At 59.9% G+C, this 15,360-nt stretch carries 14 protein-coding genes, 1 tRNA gene and 1 pseudogene; 8 read left to right on the top strand and 8 right to left on the bottom strand.

Annotation, left to right across the window (positions count from 1 at the left end; genetic code table 11):
* Positions 1-55: 55 nt before the first annotated feature.
* A complete protein-coding gene (locus QM596_RS24940; RefSeq protein WP_019747487.1) occupies positions 56-340 on the bottom strand; it encodes a hypothetical protein in 285 nt (94 codons plus the stop codon).
* Between the two features lie 25 nt (positions 341-365).
* The gene (dcd, locus tag QM596_RS24945; RefSeq protein WP_019747488.1) at positions 366-935 is read right to left on the bottom strand and encodes a dCTP deaminase; all 570 of its coding nucleotides are present in this window, start codon (positions 933-935) and stop codon (positions 366-368) included.
* 305 nt (positions 936-1,240) lie between these two features.
* Between dcd and QM596_RS24950 the strand changes: the two genes are divergently transcribed.
* Positions 1,241-1,314: transfer RNA gene (locus QM596_RS24950), tRNA-Gly, on the top strand.
* A gap of 260 nt (positions 1,315-1,574) precedes the next feature.
* Here QM596_RS24950 and QM596_RS24955 read toward each other — a convergent pair.
* Positions 1,575-2,527: pseudogene (locus QM596_RS24955) on the bottom strand (IS1380 family transposase); the annotation flags it as partial.
* A gap of 2,166 nt (positions 2,528-4,693) precedes the next feature.
* Here QM596_RS24955 and QM596_RS24960 point away from each other — a divergent pair.
* The 3 genes from QM596_RS24960 to QM596_RS24970 are packed head-to-tail and all read left to right on the top strand — an operon-like array spanning position 4,694 to position 6,725.
* The gene (locus QM596_RS24960) at positions 4,694-5,056 is read left to right on the top strand and encodes a GntR family transcriptional regulator (RefSeq protein WP_019747490.1); all 363 of its coding nucleotides are present in this window, start codon (positions 4,694-4,696) and stop codon (positions 5,054-5,056) included.
* Positions 5,053-5,988 carry an ABC transporter ATP-binding protein gene (locus QM596_RS24965; RefSeq protein ID WP_029254676.1) on the top strand — a complete coding sequence of 312 codons (936 nt, stop codon included), beginning with the start codon at positions 5,053-5,055 and terminating at the stop codon, positions 5,986-5,988. Before QM596_RS24960 ends, QM596_RS24965 begins: the two co-directional genes overlap by 4 nt.
* A complete protein-coding gene (locus QM596_RS24970; RefSeq protein ID WP_029254675.1) occupies positions 5,985-6,725 on the top strand; it encodes a hypothetical protein in 741 nt (246 codons plus the stop codon). The genes QM596_RS24965 and QM596_RS24970 overlap by 4 nt, the downstream gene beginning before the upstream one ends.
* Before the next feature lie 142 nt (positions 6,726-6,867).
* Here QM596_RS24970 and QM596_RS24975 read toward each other — a convergent pair whose 3' ends face one another.
* Positions 6,868-7,359, bottom strand: a complete 492-nt coding sequence (locus QM596_RS24975) for an FBP domain-containing protein (protein ID WP_029254674.1) — start codon at positions 7,357-7,359, stop codon at positions 6,868-6,870.
* Positions 7,360-7,587: 228 nt separating this feature from the next.
* The gene (locus QM596_RS24980) at positions 7,588-8,205 is read right to left on the bottom strand and encodes a hypothetical protein (protein WP_031331749.1); all 618 of its coding nucleotides are present in this window, start codon (positions 8,203-8,205) and stop codon (positions 7,588-7,590) included.
* A gap of 182 nt (positions 8,206-8,387) precedes the next feature.
* On the opposite strand from QM596_RS24980, the gene QM596_RS24985 reads away from it, so the two are divergent.
* From QM596_RS24985 to QM596_RS25000, 4 genes are all read left to right on the top strand, one after another.
* Positions 8,388-10,052, top strand: a complete 1,665-nt coding sequence (locus QM596_RS24985; protein WP_283310187.1) for a hypothetical protein — start codon at positions 8,388-8,390, stop codon at positions 10,050-10,052.
* A 46-nt stretch (positions 10,053-10,098) separates the two neighbouring features.
* Positions 10,099-11,376 carry a wax ester/triacylglycerol synthase domain-containing protein gene (locus tag QM596_RS24990; RefSeq protein ID WP_019747496.1) on the top strand — a complete coding sequence of 426 codons (1,278 nt, stop codon included), beginning with the start codon at positions 10,099-10,101 and terminating at the stop codon, positions 11,374-11,376.
* Positions 11,377-11,655: 279 nt separating this feature from the next.
* A complete protein-coding gene (locus QM596_RS24995) occupies positions 11,656-12,117 on the top strand; it encodes an Hsp20/alpha crystallin family protein (protein ID WP_029537818.1) in 462 nt (153 codons plus the stop codon).
* 58 nt (positions 12,118-12,175) lie between these two features.
* Positions 12,176-12,319 carry a hypothetical protein gene (locus QM596_RS25000; protein WP_019747498.1) on the top strand — a complete coding sequence of 48 codons (144 nt, stop codon included), beginning with the start codon at positions 12,176-12,178 and terminating at the stop codon, positions 12,317-12,319.
* Positions 12,320-12,694: 375 nt separating this feature from the next.
* Here QM596_RS25000 and QM596_RS25005 read toward each other — a convergent pair whose 3' ends face one another.
* The 3 genes from QM596_RS25005 to QM596_RS25015 all read right to left on the bottom strand — a co-directional run bounded on the left by QM596_RS25005 (position 12,695) and on the right by QM596_RS25015 (position 14,936).
* Positions 12,695-13,111 (bottom strand): hypothetical protein, encoded by a 417-nt coding sequence (locus QM596_RS25005; RefSeq protein WP_092764900.1) that lies wholly within the window; start codon positions 13,109-13,111, stop codon positions 12,695-12,697.
* Positions 13,112-13,124: 13 nt separating this feature from the next.
* Positions 13,125-13,886 (bottom strand): pentapeptide repeat-containing protein, encoded by a 762-nt coding sequence (locus QM596_RS25010; RefSeq protein ID WP_283310188.1) that lies wholly within the window; start codon positions 13,884-13,886, stop codon positions 13,125-13,127.
* Between the two features lie 243 nt (positions 13,887-14,129).
* Positions 14,130-14,936: a peptidoglycan DD-metalloendopeptidase family protein gene (locus QM596_RS25015; RefSeq protein ID WP_020968700.1), complete on the bottom strand. Its 807-nt coding sequence runs from the start codon at positions 14,934-14,936 to the stop codon at positions 14,130-14,132.
* Between the last annotated feature and the right edge of the window lie 424 nt (positions 14,937-15,360).

Genomic DNA, 15,360 nt, shown 5'->3' on the forward strand with positions numbered 1-15,360 from the left:
TCCAGGTCGAAACTTCTGCCCGAATCGTGGCGTTCAATTGAGGTGAGCTCGCAGGTCAGTAACGATCGGCGTCGACGGTTTCGCGGACCTTACGGACCTGATTCCAACCACGAGCGGCGATGCCGAAGGCAACAAGCGACATCAGATCCGAGACCGTCAGACCGTGTTCTCGATTCAACGACCACAAGACCTGACCTTCCAGCGGGCCGTTGAAGAAGAGCCACGCCACTCCTGCGCAGACGGTCGCAACAACACTGGCCTTCGACGGCTTCATCAAGCACACGGTGCTGGTCACGAACAACAAGTTCATGAACACCAGACCGTAGAAAATTCCGATCATGCGACTCCCCCCGAAGTTGGTTCGTTCAGCTGCGGTTGAAGTTCAGGTACGCCTTCGACGGAGTCGGGCCGCGCTGACCCTGGTACTTGGATCCGGCCTCGGAGCTTCCGTAGGGGAACTCTGCAGCGCTCGACAGCTTGAGCAGGCAGAGCTGCCCGATCTTCATTCCCGGCCACAGCGTGATCGGCAGGTTTGCGACGTTGGACAGCTCCAGTGTGATGTGGCCACTGAAACCCGGGTCGATGAAGCCGGCAGTGGAGTGCGTCAAAAGGCCCAGGCGCCCGAGGCTCGACTTACCTTCGAGGCGGCCGGCCAGGTCGTTCGGCAGTGAGCACACTTCGAGAGTCGAACCGAGAACGAACTCGCCGGGATGAAGCACAAACGGCTCGCCCTCTGCTGGTTCGACCAGGCTGGTCAGCTCGTCCTGGCGCAGTGCCGGGTCGATGTGCGTGTACCGCGTGTTGTTGAACACCCGAAACAGACCATCCAGGCGCACGTCGACGCTCGACGGTTGCACCATGGAATCGTCGAAAGGGTCGATACCCAGACGTCCAACGGAGATTTCGGCACGGATGTCACGATCGGAGAGCAGCACAGGTAGAGGTTACCGGTTCTGCGGGCAGTGCCGACCCATCGATGGGTGCGATCACACCGTGGTTACCGAACACGATGCGCGGGTTCTGGACTCCCACGGCAGAGCCCAGCCCCACCTGTCGCGAGTTCTCCATCCCGACAGGCTTTCCCGCGCATAACTTTTAGACGAAGATCCACCAATTGTGCCGACTTCGACACGCGCCTTCTCTTCAACGACGGCCAGTGATACGTCTGCTCGAATGCTCGTCTGATAATGTTCGGAAAGCACGTTGATCGGCGGTGAAAACACGTCCGGTCGGCTGCGACGCCGATGTAGTTCAATGGTAGAACATCAGCTTCCCAAGCTGAATACGCGGGTTCGATTCCCGTCATCGGCTCCACCGATTCTCCGCAGTTCAGAGCCCTTTTGGGGCAGGCGAACTTCGCTTGTTTGGGCCCCAAATCCTGTGACAGCTACACGGCAGGTACACAACCTCCTCCATTCAGTGATCAGTCAACATGCATCCAACGCAAATCGGGGTGCTAGCCTCAATCTTTCATGAGAGGCCCCTGGTCGACCCGTGTGCAGTCGGGATGCTGCCAGATTCCACTTCTCCGGAGTCGTGTTCTTTCCGCTCGTGCCAACAAGATTCACCGTGATTTAGGTCGGTGCCGGCAACGCCTCCAGCCTTGCCAACGCTGCCGTGATCAGTCCGGACCACGGCGCCCGCTCCGATAGGCGCAGGCGCGTTTTCCGAGCATGGCGGGCGAGGCGCCCGGCAATCGAAAACAGTCGCAAGCGGAGTCGTTTCGGTTCCCACCGCCGTGCATCACTGCTGGCCAACGCCAATATCTGCATACATGCTGTCAACTCGGAAGCGAGCGTGACGATCGCCAACCAGATCGCATTCTGCGCGAAACCGTGCAACGGCAAGTTCGTCGAACCCGTGTCCTTGGCTGTGCGGATTCGGTCTTCCCAGCGAGCCCGACGACGGTGCCGCAGCTCCAAGGTTTGCAGGCTCCCGACGACTGTATTGGTCACGAACGCGGTCAACCGCAGACCGTTACGGTCGGTCAGCAGTTGAGCGCCGGGATGGGGTCGTTCTTTACGCACGATGAGCCGCATTCCTGCAGGCCAGCCCGGCAAGTGGACGAGCCCGATCAGTTCTGCGACCCGGCTCCGTCTCGGATGCCGCTACCCGAATCGAGTGCCGGTATCCACAGATCTTCGGGAATGTCATCAACCGCCTCTGCCATCGCGTCGGTCAAGGTGAACCCGACCGAATACGACAATCGCCGGGCGGTCAAATATTCGAGGAAGGCATGGGTGCCGCCTGCACCGTCGGTGCGGATCAGCACTTTCTTCCCGACGCCGCCGCTGGTTCGGAACGGCAACTGCGCCAATGCTTGTCGGGTCACTTGAATGTGGTCGGCAGCGGTATTGGAACCGGCGTTGCCTGGCCGCAGCAGGAAACTCAAGGGTTCACCTGTGCCGTGTTCACCGTGGTCGACGAACGCCAAAAGAGGATGGAGACCGTAGCCCCGCTTGAAATTCGGCGCAGTTTTCTCTTTCTCCGAATGGGAGGTCACGAGGGTGGCATCGAGGTCGATGATCGATCTGCCGTAGCGCACCCGGACGCCGGGAACCACAACTCACGCAAGAATGCAGGTCTTCTCACAATCACAACTGTGAAAATACCCAAGTCCGTCAAAAATCACCTTCGAAAAGCATCAAGTACGTATTCTTCCTCAGTATCGGACAGCCCTAACCGTAAGTCCCAATGCACGACCATCGGCCTGCACATTAAAAACCCTCACCGACCTACATCTTGTGCCTGCTCGGATCATCCGTGGTTCGACTCATACACTCCGGATCCGAAAGAGCCGGATAAAGCTCGAAGAAATACCCCAGTTTGGAGGACTGTCACATTAGCGCCGCGCTACCTCCCGAAGATCTTAAAAACCGGCAGGTTGGCCCCAATTCGATAGAAGGCCGTAGGTGCCCAGAGTCGAAACCTTATTCCTCGCAAGCACTGCAGCGTCTTCCTTGGTTATGACGTTCGGAGCTACGGCTTCTCACGCAACTCCCAAACCGGGCAACTTTGGCGGAGGCGATTCTGGTGGACCTTGGTTGGTGGACTACAACTCCTCAAATGGCCTCGGATATATCAGGACAGTCACCTCATTCGGTCCAGGCTCGCCCGCTTACATTGCAGGTCCCAATTTCGATAGCAGGACCTCTGCCCTGTATGCAGTAGCGAATGCTGCCGGGCCCTAGACGGAGAGAGGAGGTGAATTTGAAATGAATAACGTCCTCTTTGCTATCGTCAACGTGATCGTGGCGATGGCGAACGGTTCCACGATCCCCTTCTCAGTAGAAGGCGCAGGGCCACTAACCGCACCCGACTTGTAGAAAAGATCGGCCGACCGCATGTGGATGACAGTTTCAGCTCTGCCTGAAACTTGCATATCAGCAGATGCGTGGATCGTGCGGTGGTCACAAACACAATCTCCCCTAACTGTCCAGGAAGGGGAGATTGTGTTTGACAGGTCCCAAATAGTCGGTGGAGGCCGCCCCAAATAGGATCAGCAACCAAATGTCACAGCGACGCCGGTTTGATCACGCGAGTATGCACCGTGAGCAGAATTCACACAGAGGTCGATATAATGTGCATCTGCTCAAACAGCATTCTCAGCTCCAGGTGATCGAATACGTCTGCTGGCGCGAGTGCCCTTGCCACGTTGAGGCAGCTACCGATCTCGGACGCGAGCGGGAGCTGTCTCCGATGTTGACCACGATGGACCTGTACCTAGTTGGCACCGATAAATTTAGTCGTCGACCAGGTAGCCGGTGGAAACGCTTCGGTCTTCGGCCTGATTACGGGCGGCCGCACTATTTGGTGAGGATCGGTCGGTCGCCTCTTGAAATGTAATTGGCGAATCGTTCAATTCCTGCTTGTGAGAAGCTCCCTCGGCCTGCGCGTTTCAGTGCGGCTTCGACGAATGGGAGCGGTTTCCTGCGGTATGTGCGGTAGATGCTGTCGAGTACTGGTTGCAGTGCCCGGCGTGCGAGGTCTGCTGTTTCCGGGTCTGAACCCCCGAACTTCACTGTCACATTCGGCATAAATACCCCTGTTGGTCGAGTGTCCGATTCCCTGGTCGGAAGCGTACGTATCGGGATTGCGAATCAGTACAGAAACACCAAAACGGGGCGCTAAGTCCCTACTTGCGGTGGATGCGATTCCGTCTTTGGGTTGACGAAAGGGGCCCGACCGCGGCGTGCGGTCCGGCTTCTGTTCTACGACTCCGGGTTACGCCCCGAAGCCGAGGCTGCGGTTTCGCCTGCTTCACGTTGGGTGGCGAACTGCCGATGCTGACGGGTGTTTGCGTCAACGCATAGCAAACTCCCCAAGCTACAACGCCCATGCAGAATGACCCCCGCGACATAGTTGCCGTCATCGAAGAGGTGGCCGAATTCATTGAGGCGATAACTACCGGCCACCCGAAGGTGCCCCGTCCCGTGGTCGACCACCTAGATCGGCGGTTCCACGGTTCCGCAGAAGCTCAATGCCTGTGCGCAGCGCCCCGGGGATCTGGAAGTCGTATCTGGTCTGCATCCAAGCTGTTCCATCAGCCTCTGCGATGAATATCCCGATGGGTAGCGCTCGGAGACCCAAGGCATCGGTGCCAGATTCCGCGATCTCATTGCCAACATGCCCCACGACGTTCTATGGTTCATTACATGAGTAATGAACCAGTGAACACCGGGCGTCGATCATCGTGATCGACGACGGACGACCACTGTTCCAGCAGATCGCCGAGCAGATCGAAGGCTCGATCATCGACGGCTCACTGCCGGAAGACGGGCAGGTGCCCTCAACCAACGAACTGGCGGCGTTCCACCGAATCAATCCGGCGACGGCAGCCAAGGGCCTCAATCAACTCGTAGGCGAGGGGCTCCTCTACAAGAAACGGGGAATCGGAATGTTCGTCACCGTCGGCGCCCGCGACGCACTCAGGTTCAGACGACGAGAAGCGTTCGCGCGCCAATACATCGAGCCGTTGGTCATGGAGGCCGACCGCCTTCAGATTTCCCTCGACGAACTCAAATCCATGCTGGACGACAGGAAGGCGGACCGATGAACTCAAGCACGACAACGACCAAGTCGCACGTCAGGCGTTTCGACGAAACTGAACTCGTCGCCTCGATGCGAGCAGTGAACAGAAGCTACGGGGACGTCGATGCGCTCTCGGACGTCTCGTTCGAGATCGGCCAGAACAAGATCTACGGCCTGCTCGGCCGTAACGGCGCAGGCAAGACCACGATCATGCAGATACTGACCGGACAGGACCTGCACACCAGCGGCGACGTCGAGGTATTCGGCGCTGCCCCTTTCGAAAATGCCGACGTCCTGGCGAACGTGTGCTTCGTCAAGGAAAGCCAGACGTACCCCGAGGACCTCAAGGTCAAGCATGTACTCGTCGCCGCCGGCCATCTGCTCCCGAATTGGGACCACGCGTTCGCCGAGACACTGCTCGACGATTTCCAACTTCCACTGTGCCGCAAGGTGAAGAAGCTCTCGCGCGGCATGCGGTCAGCGTTGGGAGTGATCATCGGACTTGCCTCCCGTGCACCGCTCACGCTCTTCGACGAGCCGTATCTCGGCCTCGATGCCGTTGCACGCCAACTCTTCTACGATCGTCTGCTTGCCGATTATGCCGAACATCCTCGCACTGTAGTGCTTTCGACTCACCTTATCGACGAGGTAGCCAATCTGCTCGAGCACGTGATCGTCGTAGACAGCGGCCGGATTGTCGTCGACGAGGACGCAGACGCACTGCGAGGTCGCGCCGTAGTGGTATCCGGCCCCTTTGATGCGGTGGATGCCGTTGCCGCGTCCGGAAGGGTCCTGCGCCGGGAGACACTAGGCTCCCACAGCCGAATCATGTTGCAGGCCGATGTGACCGAGACCGAGCGAATCCGACTGCGGGAGGCCGGAGTCCAAGTGGAACCGGCATCTTTGCAGGAACTTGTCATCGCGACTTCGACGCAGCGCAAGGAGATCACCGCATGAGCATCGCAACGACAGCGCCACGGACGGTCCCGAAGGCGCCCACCCGGTCCAGGATCGGTTCCGTCCTCCAACTGCACACGGTCGCGTGGCCGTTGCTGATCGCCTGGCCGGTGGGCATCCTTTTGATCTCTTTCCTCATCAGCTTCACCATCTACGCGATCGTCCGGAACGATGAGGGTGAGGGATTCACCGGCAGTGTGTTCTCCGTTTACGGTTTCGTGCTGGCGTTCTACCTCCAGTCGATGACCCAGACGTTCCCGTTCGCACTCGGACTCAGCGTGACTCGCCGCGAGTTCTTCACTGCCACCACGATAATGGCGTTGGCACAGTCCGCAATCTTCGCAATCGCGCTACAACTGCTGTCAGTGGTGGAGTCCGCCACCAACGGCTGGGGTGTGCACATGCGCATGTTCGGCATCGCACGCTATTTCACCGACAGCGCAGCCGTTCAGTTGCTCGCGCTGTTCGCGACGCTGCTGCTGACCAGTTCGATCGCAATGCTGACAGGTGCGATCTACCAGCGATGGAGGACCACCGGTCTGCTCGCCTCTCTCACCGGTCTCTTCGGTGTGCTCGGCCTGTCAGCGATCGTAATCACCTGGGCCAGCTGGTGGCCGGCGATCGGTTCGTGGTTTGCCGATACTTCCCGAGTGGTGCCGATGGCACTACTTCCATTGGCCCTGGCCATCGCCTGCATAGCCGGAGCCTGGGTCACTTTACGTCGAGCAACGCCCTGACCGAGTAATCATGTGCGACGCCAGATGTCGCACCGTGTCCGAGTGCCCCTCGGATCGACACCGTCCAGGCAGTTCGGCCCCTTCCTCAGCCCAGGGAGGGGCCGAACTTCACAACAGGGATATCGCGTCCCCGGGGTCCCCTCTACTGCCGAGCCACTCGCTCGACAAAACTCGAAGCACGCAGCACCAGTTCATCTTTCCGGTCCTGGCGCGCAGCGCCGGCATCGTAGCCGGCATACGGGAGCGGGGGGTCGTTACGAACATTGGCCGAGCACTGGAAGTCTCGGCAGATCAGTGTTCCGACTGTGCTGCCACGTCGACCAGCGGGCCCGGCCAACTTGGCGCCGTAGAAGACGACCTCGTTGGGAAGGCGCGTGTCACGGCACCAGGAACACTGGGCACGCGACCGCGGAGTGGCTTGCGCTTGAACGAGCAAGACTCCGATGATCTCCCCGTCGAGTGTCGGGACGATCGCGTAGGCGCGTCGGCCCATTTTGGGATCTCGCCAGCCCAGATAGTCGAGAGCGTCGAAGTCGATGGTGTCGAAGCCATCCGGCAACGTGAGATCAGTCTTCTCCTTACGGCTCGCGTTGACGAGGCTGGAACGGGTAGATGTATCGGTCAAAATGATCATGGGTGTATGCCAATCGTGGATCGGTGAAGGTGGGTACAGCTCATGGCCCGACCAGCACCTAGTGCTGTCGGGTCCGAAATGCGCTATCTGCTGCCGGCGAAGACGACGCCGACAACCCCCTCACGCCCATGGGGCATCACGATGTCCACACCCCGATGGTAGCCACAGGTCCTCGACACGGGCCACTCGATTTATCGACGCACTTCATGCGTGAAATGGCGCGGTGAATCAGTCACGCCAGACCGCCGTGAACTCGTACCAAGGTCCGCCGAGGTGCTTTGCGGAGAAATCGTCGAACCCCGTTGGTGCGCCGCTGGGCGAGTACACCCATCCACTCGTGGTGGTGAACATGCTGTCGTTGTCGATGAAGTAGACCTCATCGGGACGTACGACATGGGCACTGCTGATCTCGAACTGGCCGATCTCGAGCTCTTCCACAGTCGATCCAGGCTGCTCCAGGAGAGCAATCGCGACGGTCTCGAACTCTCCGCTCTTGTCGAGGAAAGTTGCCGGCGGCATCAACAACACCGCAGCGACCGCGGCGATAACGGCAACCGGAGAGGGCAGGATCCACCACGACCACCGTCGGTCCTGGCCGAGAACGTAGAGCGTACGAACCGCCCACACCAGACCAACAACGATCAAGGTGAGCAGAGCCGCAGCGCTGACGAGGAGAGGATCGAACCACCTGAAGTCACCGAATGGCGAAGGCCACCACCCGTAATGCCGGCAGACCAACGCAATAAGCGGAACAACGGTGAATGCCAAAAGAATCGGCCCCGGTGGCTTGGACGACTCCGGAGGGTCAGCTACCAACCATTCACCCAGCGACTTCGGCCTTCTCATCACCCCACCGTATCTGCAGGTCATGGCAAACTCAGCTACACGGCGAATACCTTTGCAGTACAAGCACTCTCGTTCCACCCACAACAACCAACGCCGCGATCGGCACTCTCGCCGCAACCGACACAGATGGACAAACCTCACAATCCGCAGATTCAACGTGCCGATCATGCGACAATCGGACGGTGAACGAGACCGCGAGTGGAGTTTCGCACCCGTACCGATCGCGACTGTCGACCGTCGGCATCCTCTTCGCCGCCGGCCTGCTGTGGTCCACTCCCCTCTCCGCAGCCACGCCCACCGAAACCGGGCCGGCCAGTTGCGTACCATTCGGAACCGCCCAACTGCCACCCGGCGCACCCTCGGGAGGCGGACGAGTCGGGTTGGAAAACCTTCCGTTGTTCAACGGCACGGCCACCCCCTCTTCCATTGAGATTCGCACGCCAACAACCCAATTCAATCGATTCTGGGACTTTGCACTGGTCGACCACGACTTACTCGCTCGTCCGCGGGCACCCGGCGAACCAACGACCGAGCCATGGCGTTTCGTGCCGATGCCCGAATGCCTACGTGGACGACTGGTCGGGATATCACTGGACGACGACGAACTCGTCGCAGTCGACGACAACGGCTGGATTTACACGATGGACAACGCCTCCCAGGACCCGCTCGTGTGGAACTGGACTTCCGCGTGGGGCGCGCCCCTCTGGAGTGGTCCAGGCCGACAACTTCCGGGAGACCGGCCGAACGGGTGGGCGCTGAGCGTCTCGTCGCCCTGGGACAATCAAACTTTCATCGACATCGCGGGACGGATTCACTTCGTCGGACTCGCCAAGATGACGATGATCCCCACGCTGACCGCGGACGGCAGCCGAATAACCTACGCAGACCCGTGGCTGCCCAACGACGACAGCTACGAGATCGGCGGCCCGCTCGGCGGGCGATTCCAGGCGGACTCGCTGTCGGCGGCCGGATCAACCACTTTCGTGATGAACAAGCACGGCGACATGTACACCCGCACATTTGATTTCGATTCTTCGGGATCGGACTCGATCTTCTTCCGCTACAGCTGGGAAGATCAGTCGGACAAGCCGTCGGCACCCAACCTCGTGGCCGAAACGCTGGACCGCAGCACCGCCGCGATCCAACTTCCGGCACCGGACTGGGTGCACCAGCCCAAGATTCCCGGTGAAGTCACATCCGCGATCAGTGTGCACTCACTCGGCCCCGGCCCGAACCGGCGGGAGTTGCGTGTCGAGGGCCGCCGCGGCGCCGAATCCGGTTTCTGGCACAAGGATCTCGTCGGGGATGCTTGGGAGTTCACGCCGACTGGCGCGTCCCTCCTCGGCACACTGATCGAAAACGCGCCGACAGACCGGTCGACGGATACCCTGTCCCCCGCTGCCCCCTGGCACTTGTCCACGACCTTGCCCGCCCGCGACGGCGCCATCGACGGTCAGACTCTGATCGACATCGGGTTTCCGTACTCTGTGGTGGATCCGCGCATGCTGGACGCGATCGGCCAGTACGCACAACCGTCCGGATACCGACTGGACGTGGACCATTTCGACCCGGTCGCCACCACCCGGACCGCGACCGTGACTGCACCGGATGGCACGGTTCTTCCGGTCGTCCTGCACACCGCCGACGGACTACGGATGACTCCCCGCGCATCCGGCCTCGATGCCGATCCGCGCCACCTCGTCGGGGCAATCGAGATCCCGTCGGACGCGTACGCGGATCGGGCATCGAACCCCGCTCTGAACGCGTTCGTGCAGGACTGGATGCGCGGAAACCCCATTGCCGCGATCACGCTCAGCGCCACCGACCACGACTTGGTGATCCGCTAGCCGAAACCAGCGCCGTCCACCGTGTCGCCTCGATTAGGCTCAGCAGATGGTCGACACCACACCCGACGTGCCGATATCACCCGTCGACGCTGCGAGCTTCCAGCTCGGTGTGGATGTCCAGCCGTACCTGGTCACTATTGCCGGTCTGCTCTCTCCGGGCGGCTTTGTCGACAGCGACGGTCGACCGGATCTAGCGCATCTTCACCGAACACTCGCCGCGCAGATCGCGCAGGAACCGTTGTTGCGGCAACGACCGATTGTGCGGCATGGGTCATGGTGGTGGACGGAAAGCAACATAGAGGTCGACCTCCATGTCTCACTGGAGGAACGCGGTCCCACCGAACCCGACTTCGAAGCGGTTTGTGGTCGACTTGTGATGCAACCCCTTGACACCACCCGACCGTTGTGGCACATCGCATTGATTCCTGTAGCTCGAACTGGTCAGTGCGGCATCGTCATTCGAGTGCATCATGCGGTTCTCGACGGCGCCGGTGCCAGCGACCTTTTCGAGCGCTTGTTCGCCTCGCCTGATTCGAAAAAACCCGACCCAGGGGCGCCACCAACGGCGAAAACCGGCCACTCCCCCGAGCCACACATCCCCCAGAAGGCCAGTTCCCTGGACCTCCTCCGATTTCGAATCGGGACGTTCCTACATCGGCCGATCCGATCACGGGTACTCCTCGGCACAATCGGCACCACTAGATCCATCGCTTCCGTCAGCACCCGGACCGCTCCGGTCGTGCGCGGTGCGCAAAGTGTGGGAGGCACATTGAACGATGCCTACCTCGTTGCAGCGGGCACCGGACTGCGATTCATCCTCGAAGATCGTGGCGAGTCCATTCCGAAAACGATCGCCGTATCGGTCCCCGTCGCAGTCACAGCGATCGGAGACGCACGCAACGCCGTCGGATTCATGATCATCGACCTCCCACTTCAAGAAACAGACCTGGAACGTGCCGTCGCAATCGTCGCGAAGCAAACTGCGGCCGCAAAACCGTCCGCACGTGCGGCAGGAACAACATTTCGGTCGCCGCGTGTAGCCGGCATCTTCGACAAATTCGCGAAGCGACAGCACATGATCGGTGCAGTGGTGTCCAATGTTCACGGACCACGCGGTCCGCTCACGCTCGACGGGGCAGCGCTCGTCCAACTCTGGCCGCTCGGCCCGTTGGCGGGCAATGTTCGAATCGGCTTCACAGCAGCGTCCTACAACGACAAATTCTGGATCGGAATCCAGACCGATGCCGAGCATCTCCCTCCGGCAAGCAAGATCGCGCAAGCCGTAGAACGAGCTCTCAACGAAATAGCCAGCACCACAAGCTGACTGGTACTTCATCACACTCGTTCGAGTCGGATCGAACCGAGGCATCTGCGGATTTCTCAACCCGGGTGTCCTGATCCAGCAGGACTCGAGTGATCGCGTGATCACCGAACAGTCACGCCCCCAGATGCTCCCGAAAATCTAGCCGAAGTTCAGTCGAAGAATCTGGCACTCAAGGTTGCAGAGTGCCAGATCGGTTGGTTATCATGTTCTCGCACAGTGAGTTCGGTCGCCGTCGAGGTGACGGTGGCCTTTCTTAGACGATACGGGAGGTGTGTTGCTGTGCTTCGTTTCGATCCCTTCACCGACATTGACGCGATCACCAAGTCCTTGCTTGCTACCGGAACCGGCAGCAACCGAAGTCCACGTTTCATGCCGATGGACCTCTACAAGATCGATGATCACTACGTCCTTCACGCCGATCTTCCCGGCGTCGACCCGGGATCGGTGGACGTACAGGTAGATGGCTCGACCTTGACCTTGACCGCGCACCGCAGTGCTCTCTCCGAAGATGGAGTGACGTGGCTGGCCAGTGAGCGTTTCACGGGAACGTATAGAAGGCAGCTGTCCATCAGTGAGGACATCGACTCCGAGCGGATCGTCGCCTCGTACGACAACGGCGTGTTGACCGTGAGCTTGCCGATCGCAGAGAAGGCGAAACCGCGGCGGATCGAAATCGCGTCGGGGCCGCCGTCCAGCACTGCCAACTCCGAGGCAGAAACTCAGGGACAGATCGAAGCCTGACCTGAACGGCTTGGCACGAAATCGACTGTACAAGAACCTTTCATCCAGGAGGTCCACTATGCCCGCGCCAATCATGGCCCCCGCCGCAGCTCTGGCTGAACCGGTCGTCTGGAACGAAGATCCGCAGCGACAAAGGTGGTGGACGCGCATACTCGCGGCCGGCTCGCCGGAGAATTCATCCAACGACGAATTTCAACCCTGACAAGACCCGACCGCGATCGCCGAGTGCGTTCACCCGCAACTGAATTGAGGTCTTCCGTCCGCCTATTCGGGCGGACGGAAGGCCGTATTCAGTCGTCAAGCCCGGGCGAAGCCTGAGGATCGTTCCACGACGCAAGCCGAAGATTCACCAACCTCAGCTAGATGAAGAATCGCCCGAAATGGGCGGAGCGGGACGAAACACTCACACAACAAGGACGAAGCGCGCCGACACCGGCCACCCGTGACACGTACGGTTACAACGCATACACACATCGTATAGCCGGAATGTCCGGATTCATTGGGCCCACCGCAGTGTTTGATGCCAGAAAGTGACAACAGCCTGACGAATTTGGGAGCGCAGCATTTGTCATTGCCATCACAGCTTTGATTCGCGCTCGCCACTGTCATCGAGGATCAAGAACTCGATCTTCGCCCGCTCCCCGTCCGCATCGAAGACGTTGTCGCGGTCTGAGACACGCGCGATCAGTTCCGTCAGTGCCGCATGGATCGTCGTGTACAGAAATGCACGCGGGTCGGACACCCCCATCACGTCGTCAGTGTTCATCTGAACCTGCGCCGTAGCGGTACGCCTGCCCAGAAACACACGCGGAAGCCGGATCCCGGTCGGATCGGTCACCACGGTGATGTCGCCACCAACGACAACAAACAGATCGAAGTCGTACTGCATCGCGATGCCCCTCAGCCGGTGTCTGAGCCGACTCAACTCCTCAATGAAGTCGAGCGGCACCGACGGTCCACCGAATACTGTTCTGAACGTGACCCCGCGAGTCATCGATCTGCCCCCTTTACGAATCATCCATTTCAGGATCGAGGGCCATACCCTCTGTGTCCCCCACGCCGAGTGCTCGGGCATATCGACCGGCATACCGCTCCAGTGCGACTGCTGAATCAGCCTCACCTGCCCATTGATCCGGAATCACGGTGCCGTCACATGCTGTTCGCGACACTCGCGCCTCGGAGAACTCGACAGCGGTCCGGGTGAAGGAACACCGCACAAAACTCGTGGCCGCCGAGAATCGTGCGCCGCCGAAAGTGCACTCCACGAAAGAGGTATCGGCGAACTGCGCACCAGGCAGGTCTGTGTCGTCGAATGCACATCGTTCGAACACAGTATTGGGCACGGAGCGGAGCCCGCGTGCTTTGGCTCCAGTGAAATCGCAATCGACGACCCTCGGTCCGAGCGCCAGACGCGAGAGCGTGGCACCCCGGAAACTGCACCGTTCGAATCGGCGATTGAAACGGGTCTGTCCGGTCAGTGCCACGAAATCGAAACGACAGTCGAATAATTCGGATTCGAAGACGGAGATCGCACCCCGAGCGAAACTCAGATCAATCCGTTCCAACGTGAGATACCGGATGTCCAATCCACCGCTACCCGCTGTCAGGCCACGCACGTCGATCAGCCCGTCATCGGTCTCCGCCCATGGGGAGACGAGAGTGTGGGGCGGCTTGACGATCCGCGACTGATCGAGCAGCTGCGCCCGTAAATTGTCGACGCCCTCATCTGACCAACGTCGACGTAGGGAGGTGATCGCGGACCGGTTCACGGGCTCAATAGTATCGGCAAGATCCCCCGCGATTGGCCGTGGCTGCCCAAGAAGCGAACCGCCACGCATCAGCACTTCGGTAGGAATCACTTCTCGGAGCGCACAAACAGCCGGACCGTGAAATACACGGCCCGGCTGCAGCGCTCACACGCACCAACTGGAACTCGGAGTTAACTCGGGTACTGGAACCGGTCGTATACGAATCTTTGACTCACCCCAGGATCAGTATCGAATTATCCACTCTCACAGATTGACTACGTCGCCCACAAAGATCTGGTCGGGATCGGCGATCTGTGGATTGATGTCCCACAGCTGCTGCCAGGTGAGACCTCGTTCTGCAGCGAGGCCGAACAATGTATCACCGGCCGCAACGACTACCTCTTCGCCAGACGCTGGAGCCTTCGACTCCGGAATGCTCTCTACCGGTGCAGATTCGGCTGCCTCAGAGTAGACGACGGGAACTGGCGCCGATTCCGGTGCGGATTCGGGTGCTACTTCCGGTGCCGGCACGGGTGCGGGTGCGGGCACGATACTCGACCCGGTATCGCACGCCCCGATCGAACTCAGGAAGGACATGGGATCGACGGCGCCACCAGTGTGAATGCGGAGGTGCAGATGTGGACCGGTGGAGCTACCGGTGTTACCCGTTGCCCCGATCTGGTCGCCTACCTCGACGTGCTGCCCCACACCGACCCAGGTTTCGGAGAGGTGGCCCATCTGAATCTGCTCGCCACTGTCCGCTTCCAACTGGATGTACGTTCCGTATCCACCCGGATCATTGGGTCCGGCAACAGAAATCGTGCCCGATGTCGGCGCGTGAAGCGCGGTGCCGACGTTGACAGCGAAGTCGACTCCGTCATGTCCCGCGTGGTACCCCTGCGAAAGTGATCCGCTTACCGGCCACTCCCAACTGCAACTCGCCGACCAGCCCTGCGCACCGGCGGTACCTGCATTGACAACTGCTCCGGCCCCCACAAGGGCGCCCAGTCCTGCAGTTACGGCGATGAATCGTTTTGTGCTGGAAGGCTTGTGTTTTCTGTGCTTACTCATATTTTCCTTGACTGATGTGCTCGGAGCCGGCGCAGGCTCTACCGCCAGACAGCACTCAGTACGTGCTGAGCTACGCGGTGCATCGCACCGAGACTCCGTTGGAGTGAAATTTTCGGATTGCGCCATGGAGAGAAGTACGGTGACCACTCTCGAACGCGATCGCGCGCATAGACCCGCAGGTCTGTATCTCCTGGTGACAGCACAGGAGATACGGGTTCCACTTCGAGGCAGTGCCTGAATCGATCGTTGATCGAGGACTACGAATGCCGGACCGAACTGAGGGCATTTTGTTCGAAGATCGACAGGGTGGGTGTCTACCCGGTTGGTCGGAAATGGGGTGGAACATGAAGATCCTTGCGTTGCGGATGAGGAATCACCTCATACGCTGTCGCTTCACGACGCTCCACGCCACGGTTGAATTACC

The sequence above is a fragment of the Rhodococcus sp. IEGM 1406 genome, assembly GCF_030056745.1.
Lineage (GTDB): Bacteria > Actinomycetota > Actinomycetes > Mycobacteriales > Mycobacteriaceae > Rhodococcus_F > Rhodococcus_F erythropolis.

What these genes read in the sequence shown, in the direction of transcription:
- QM596_RS24970 (WP_029254675.1), top strand. Translation starts at nt 5,985, where the DNA reads ATGAGCATCGCAACGACAGCGCCACGGACGGTCCCGAAGGCGCCCACC.
- QM596_RS24965 (WP_029254676.1), top strand. Translation starts at nt 5,053, where the DNA reads ATGAACTCAAGCACGACAACGACCAAGTCGCACGTCAGGCGTTTCGAC.
- QM596_RS24990 (WP_019747496.1), top strand. Translation starts at nt 10,099, where the DNA reads ATGGTCGACACCACACCCGACGTGCCGATATCACCCGTCGACGCTGCG.
- QM596_RS25000 (WP_019747498.1), top strand. Translation starts at nt 12,176, where the DNA reads ATGCCCGCGCCAATCATGGCCCCCGCCGCAGCTCTGGCTGAACCGGTC.
- QM596_RS24940 (WP_019747487.1), bottom strand. Translation starts at nt 340, where the DNA reads ATGATCGGAATTTTCTACGGTCTGGTGTTCATGAACTTGTTGTTCGTG.
- QM596_RS24980 (WP_031331749.1), bottom strand. Translation starts at nt 8,205, where the DNA reads ATGAGAAGGCCGAAGTCGCTGGGTGAATGGTTGGTAGCTGACCCTCCG.
- QM596_RS25005 (WP_092764900.1), bottom strand. Translation starts at nt 13,111, where the DNA reads ATGACTCGCGGGGTCACGTTCAGAACAGTATTCGGTGGACCGTCGGTG.
- QM596_RS25015 (WP_020968700.1), bottom strand. Translation starts at nt 14,936, where the DNA reads ATGAGTAAGCACAGAAAACACAAGCCTTCCAGCACAAAACGATTCATC.
- QM596_RS24975 (WP_029254674.1), bottom strand. Translation starts at nt 7,359, where the DNA reads ATGATCATTTTGACCGATACATCTACCCGTTCCAGCCTCGTCAACGCG.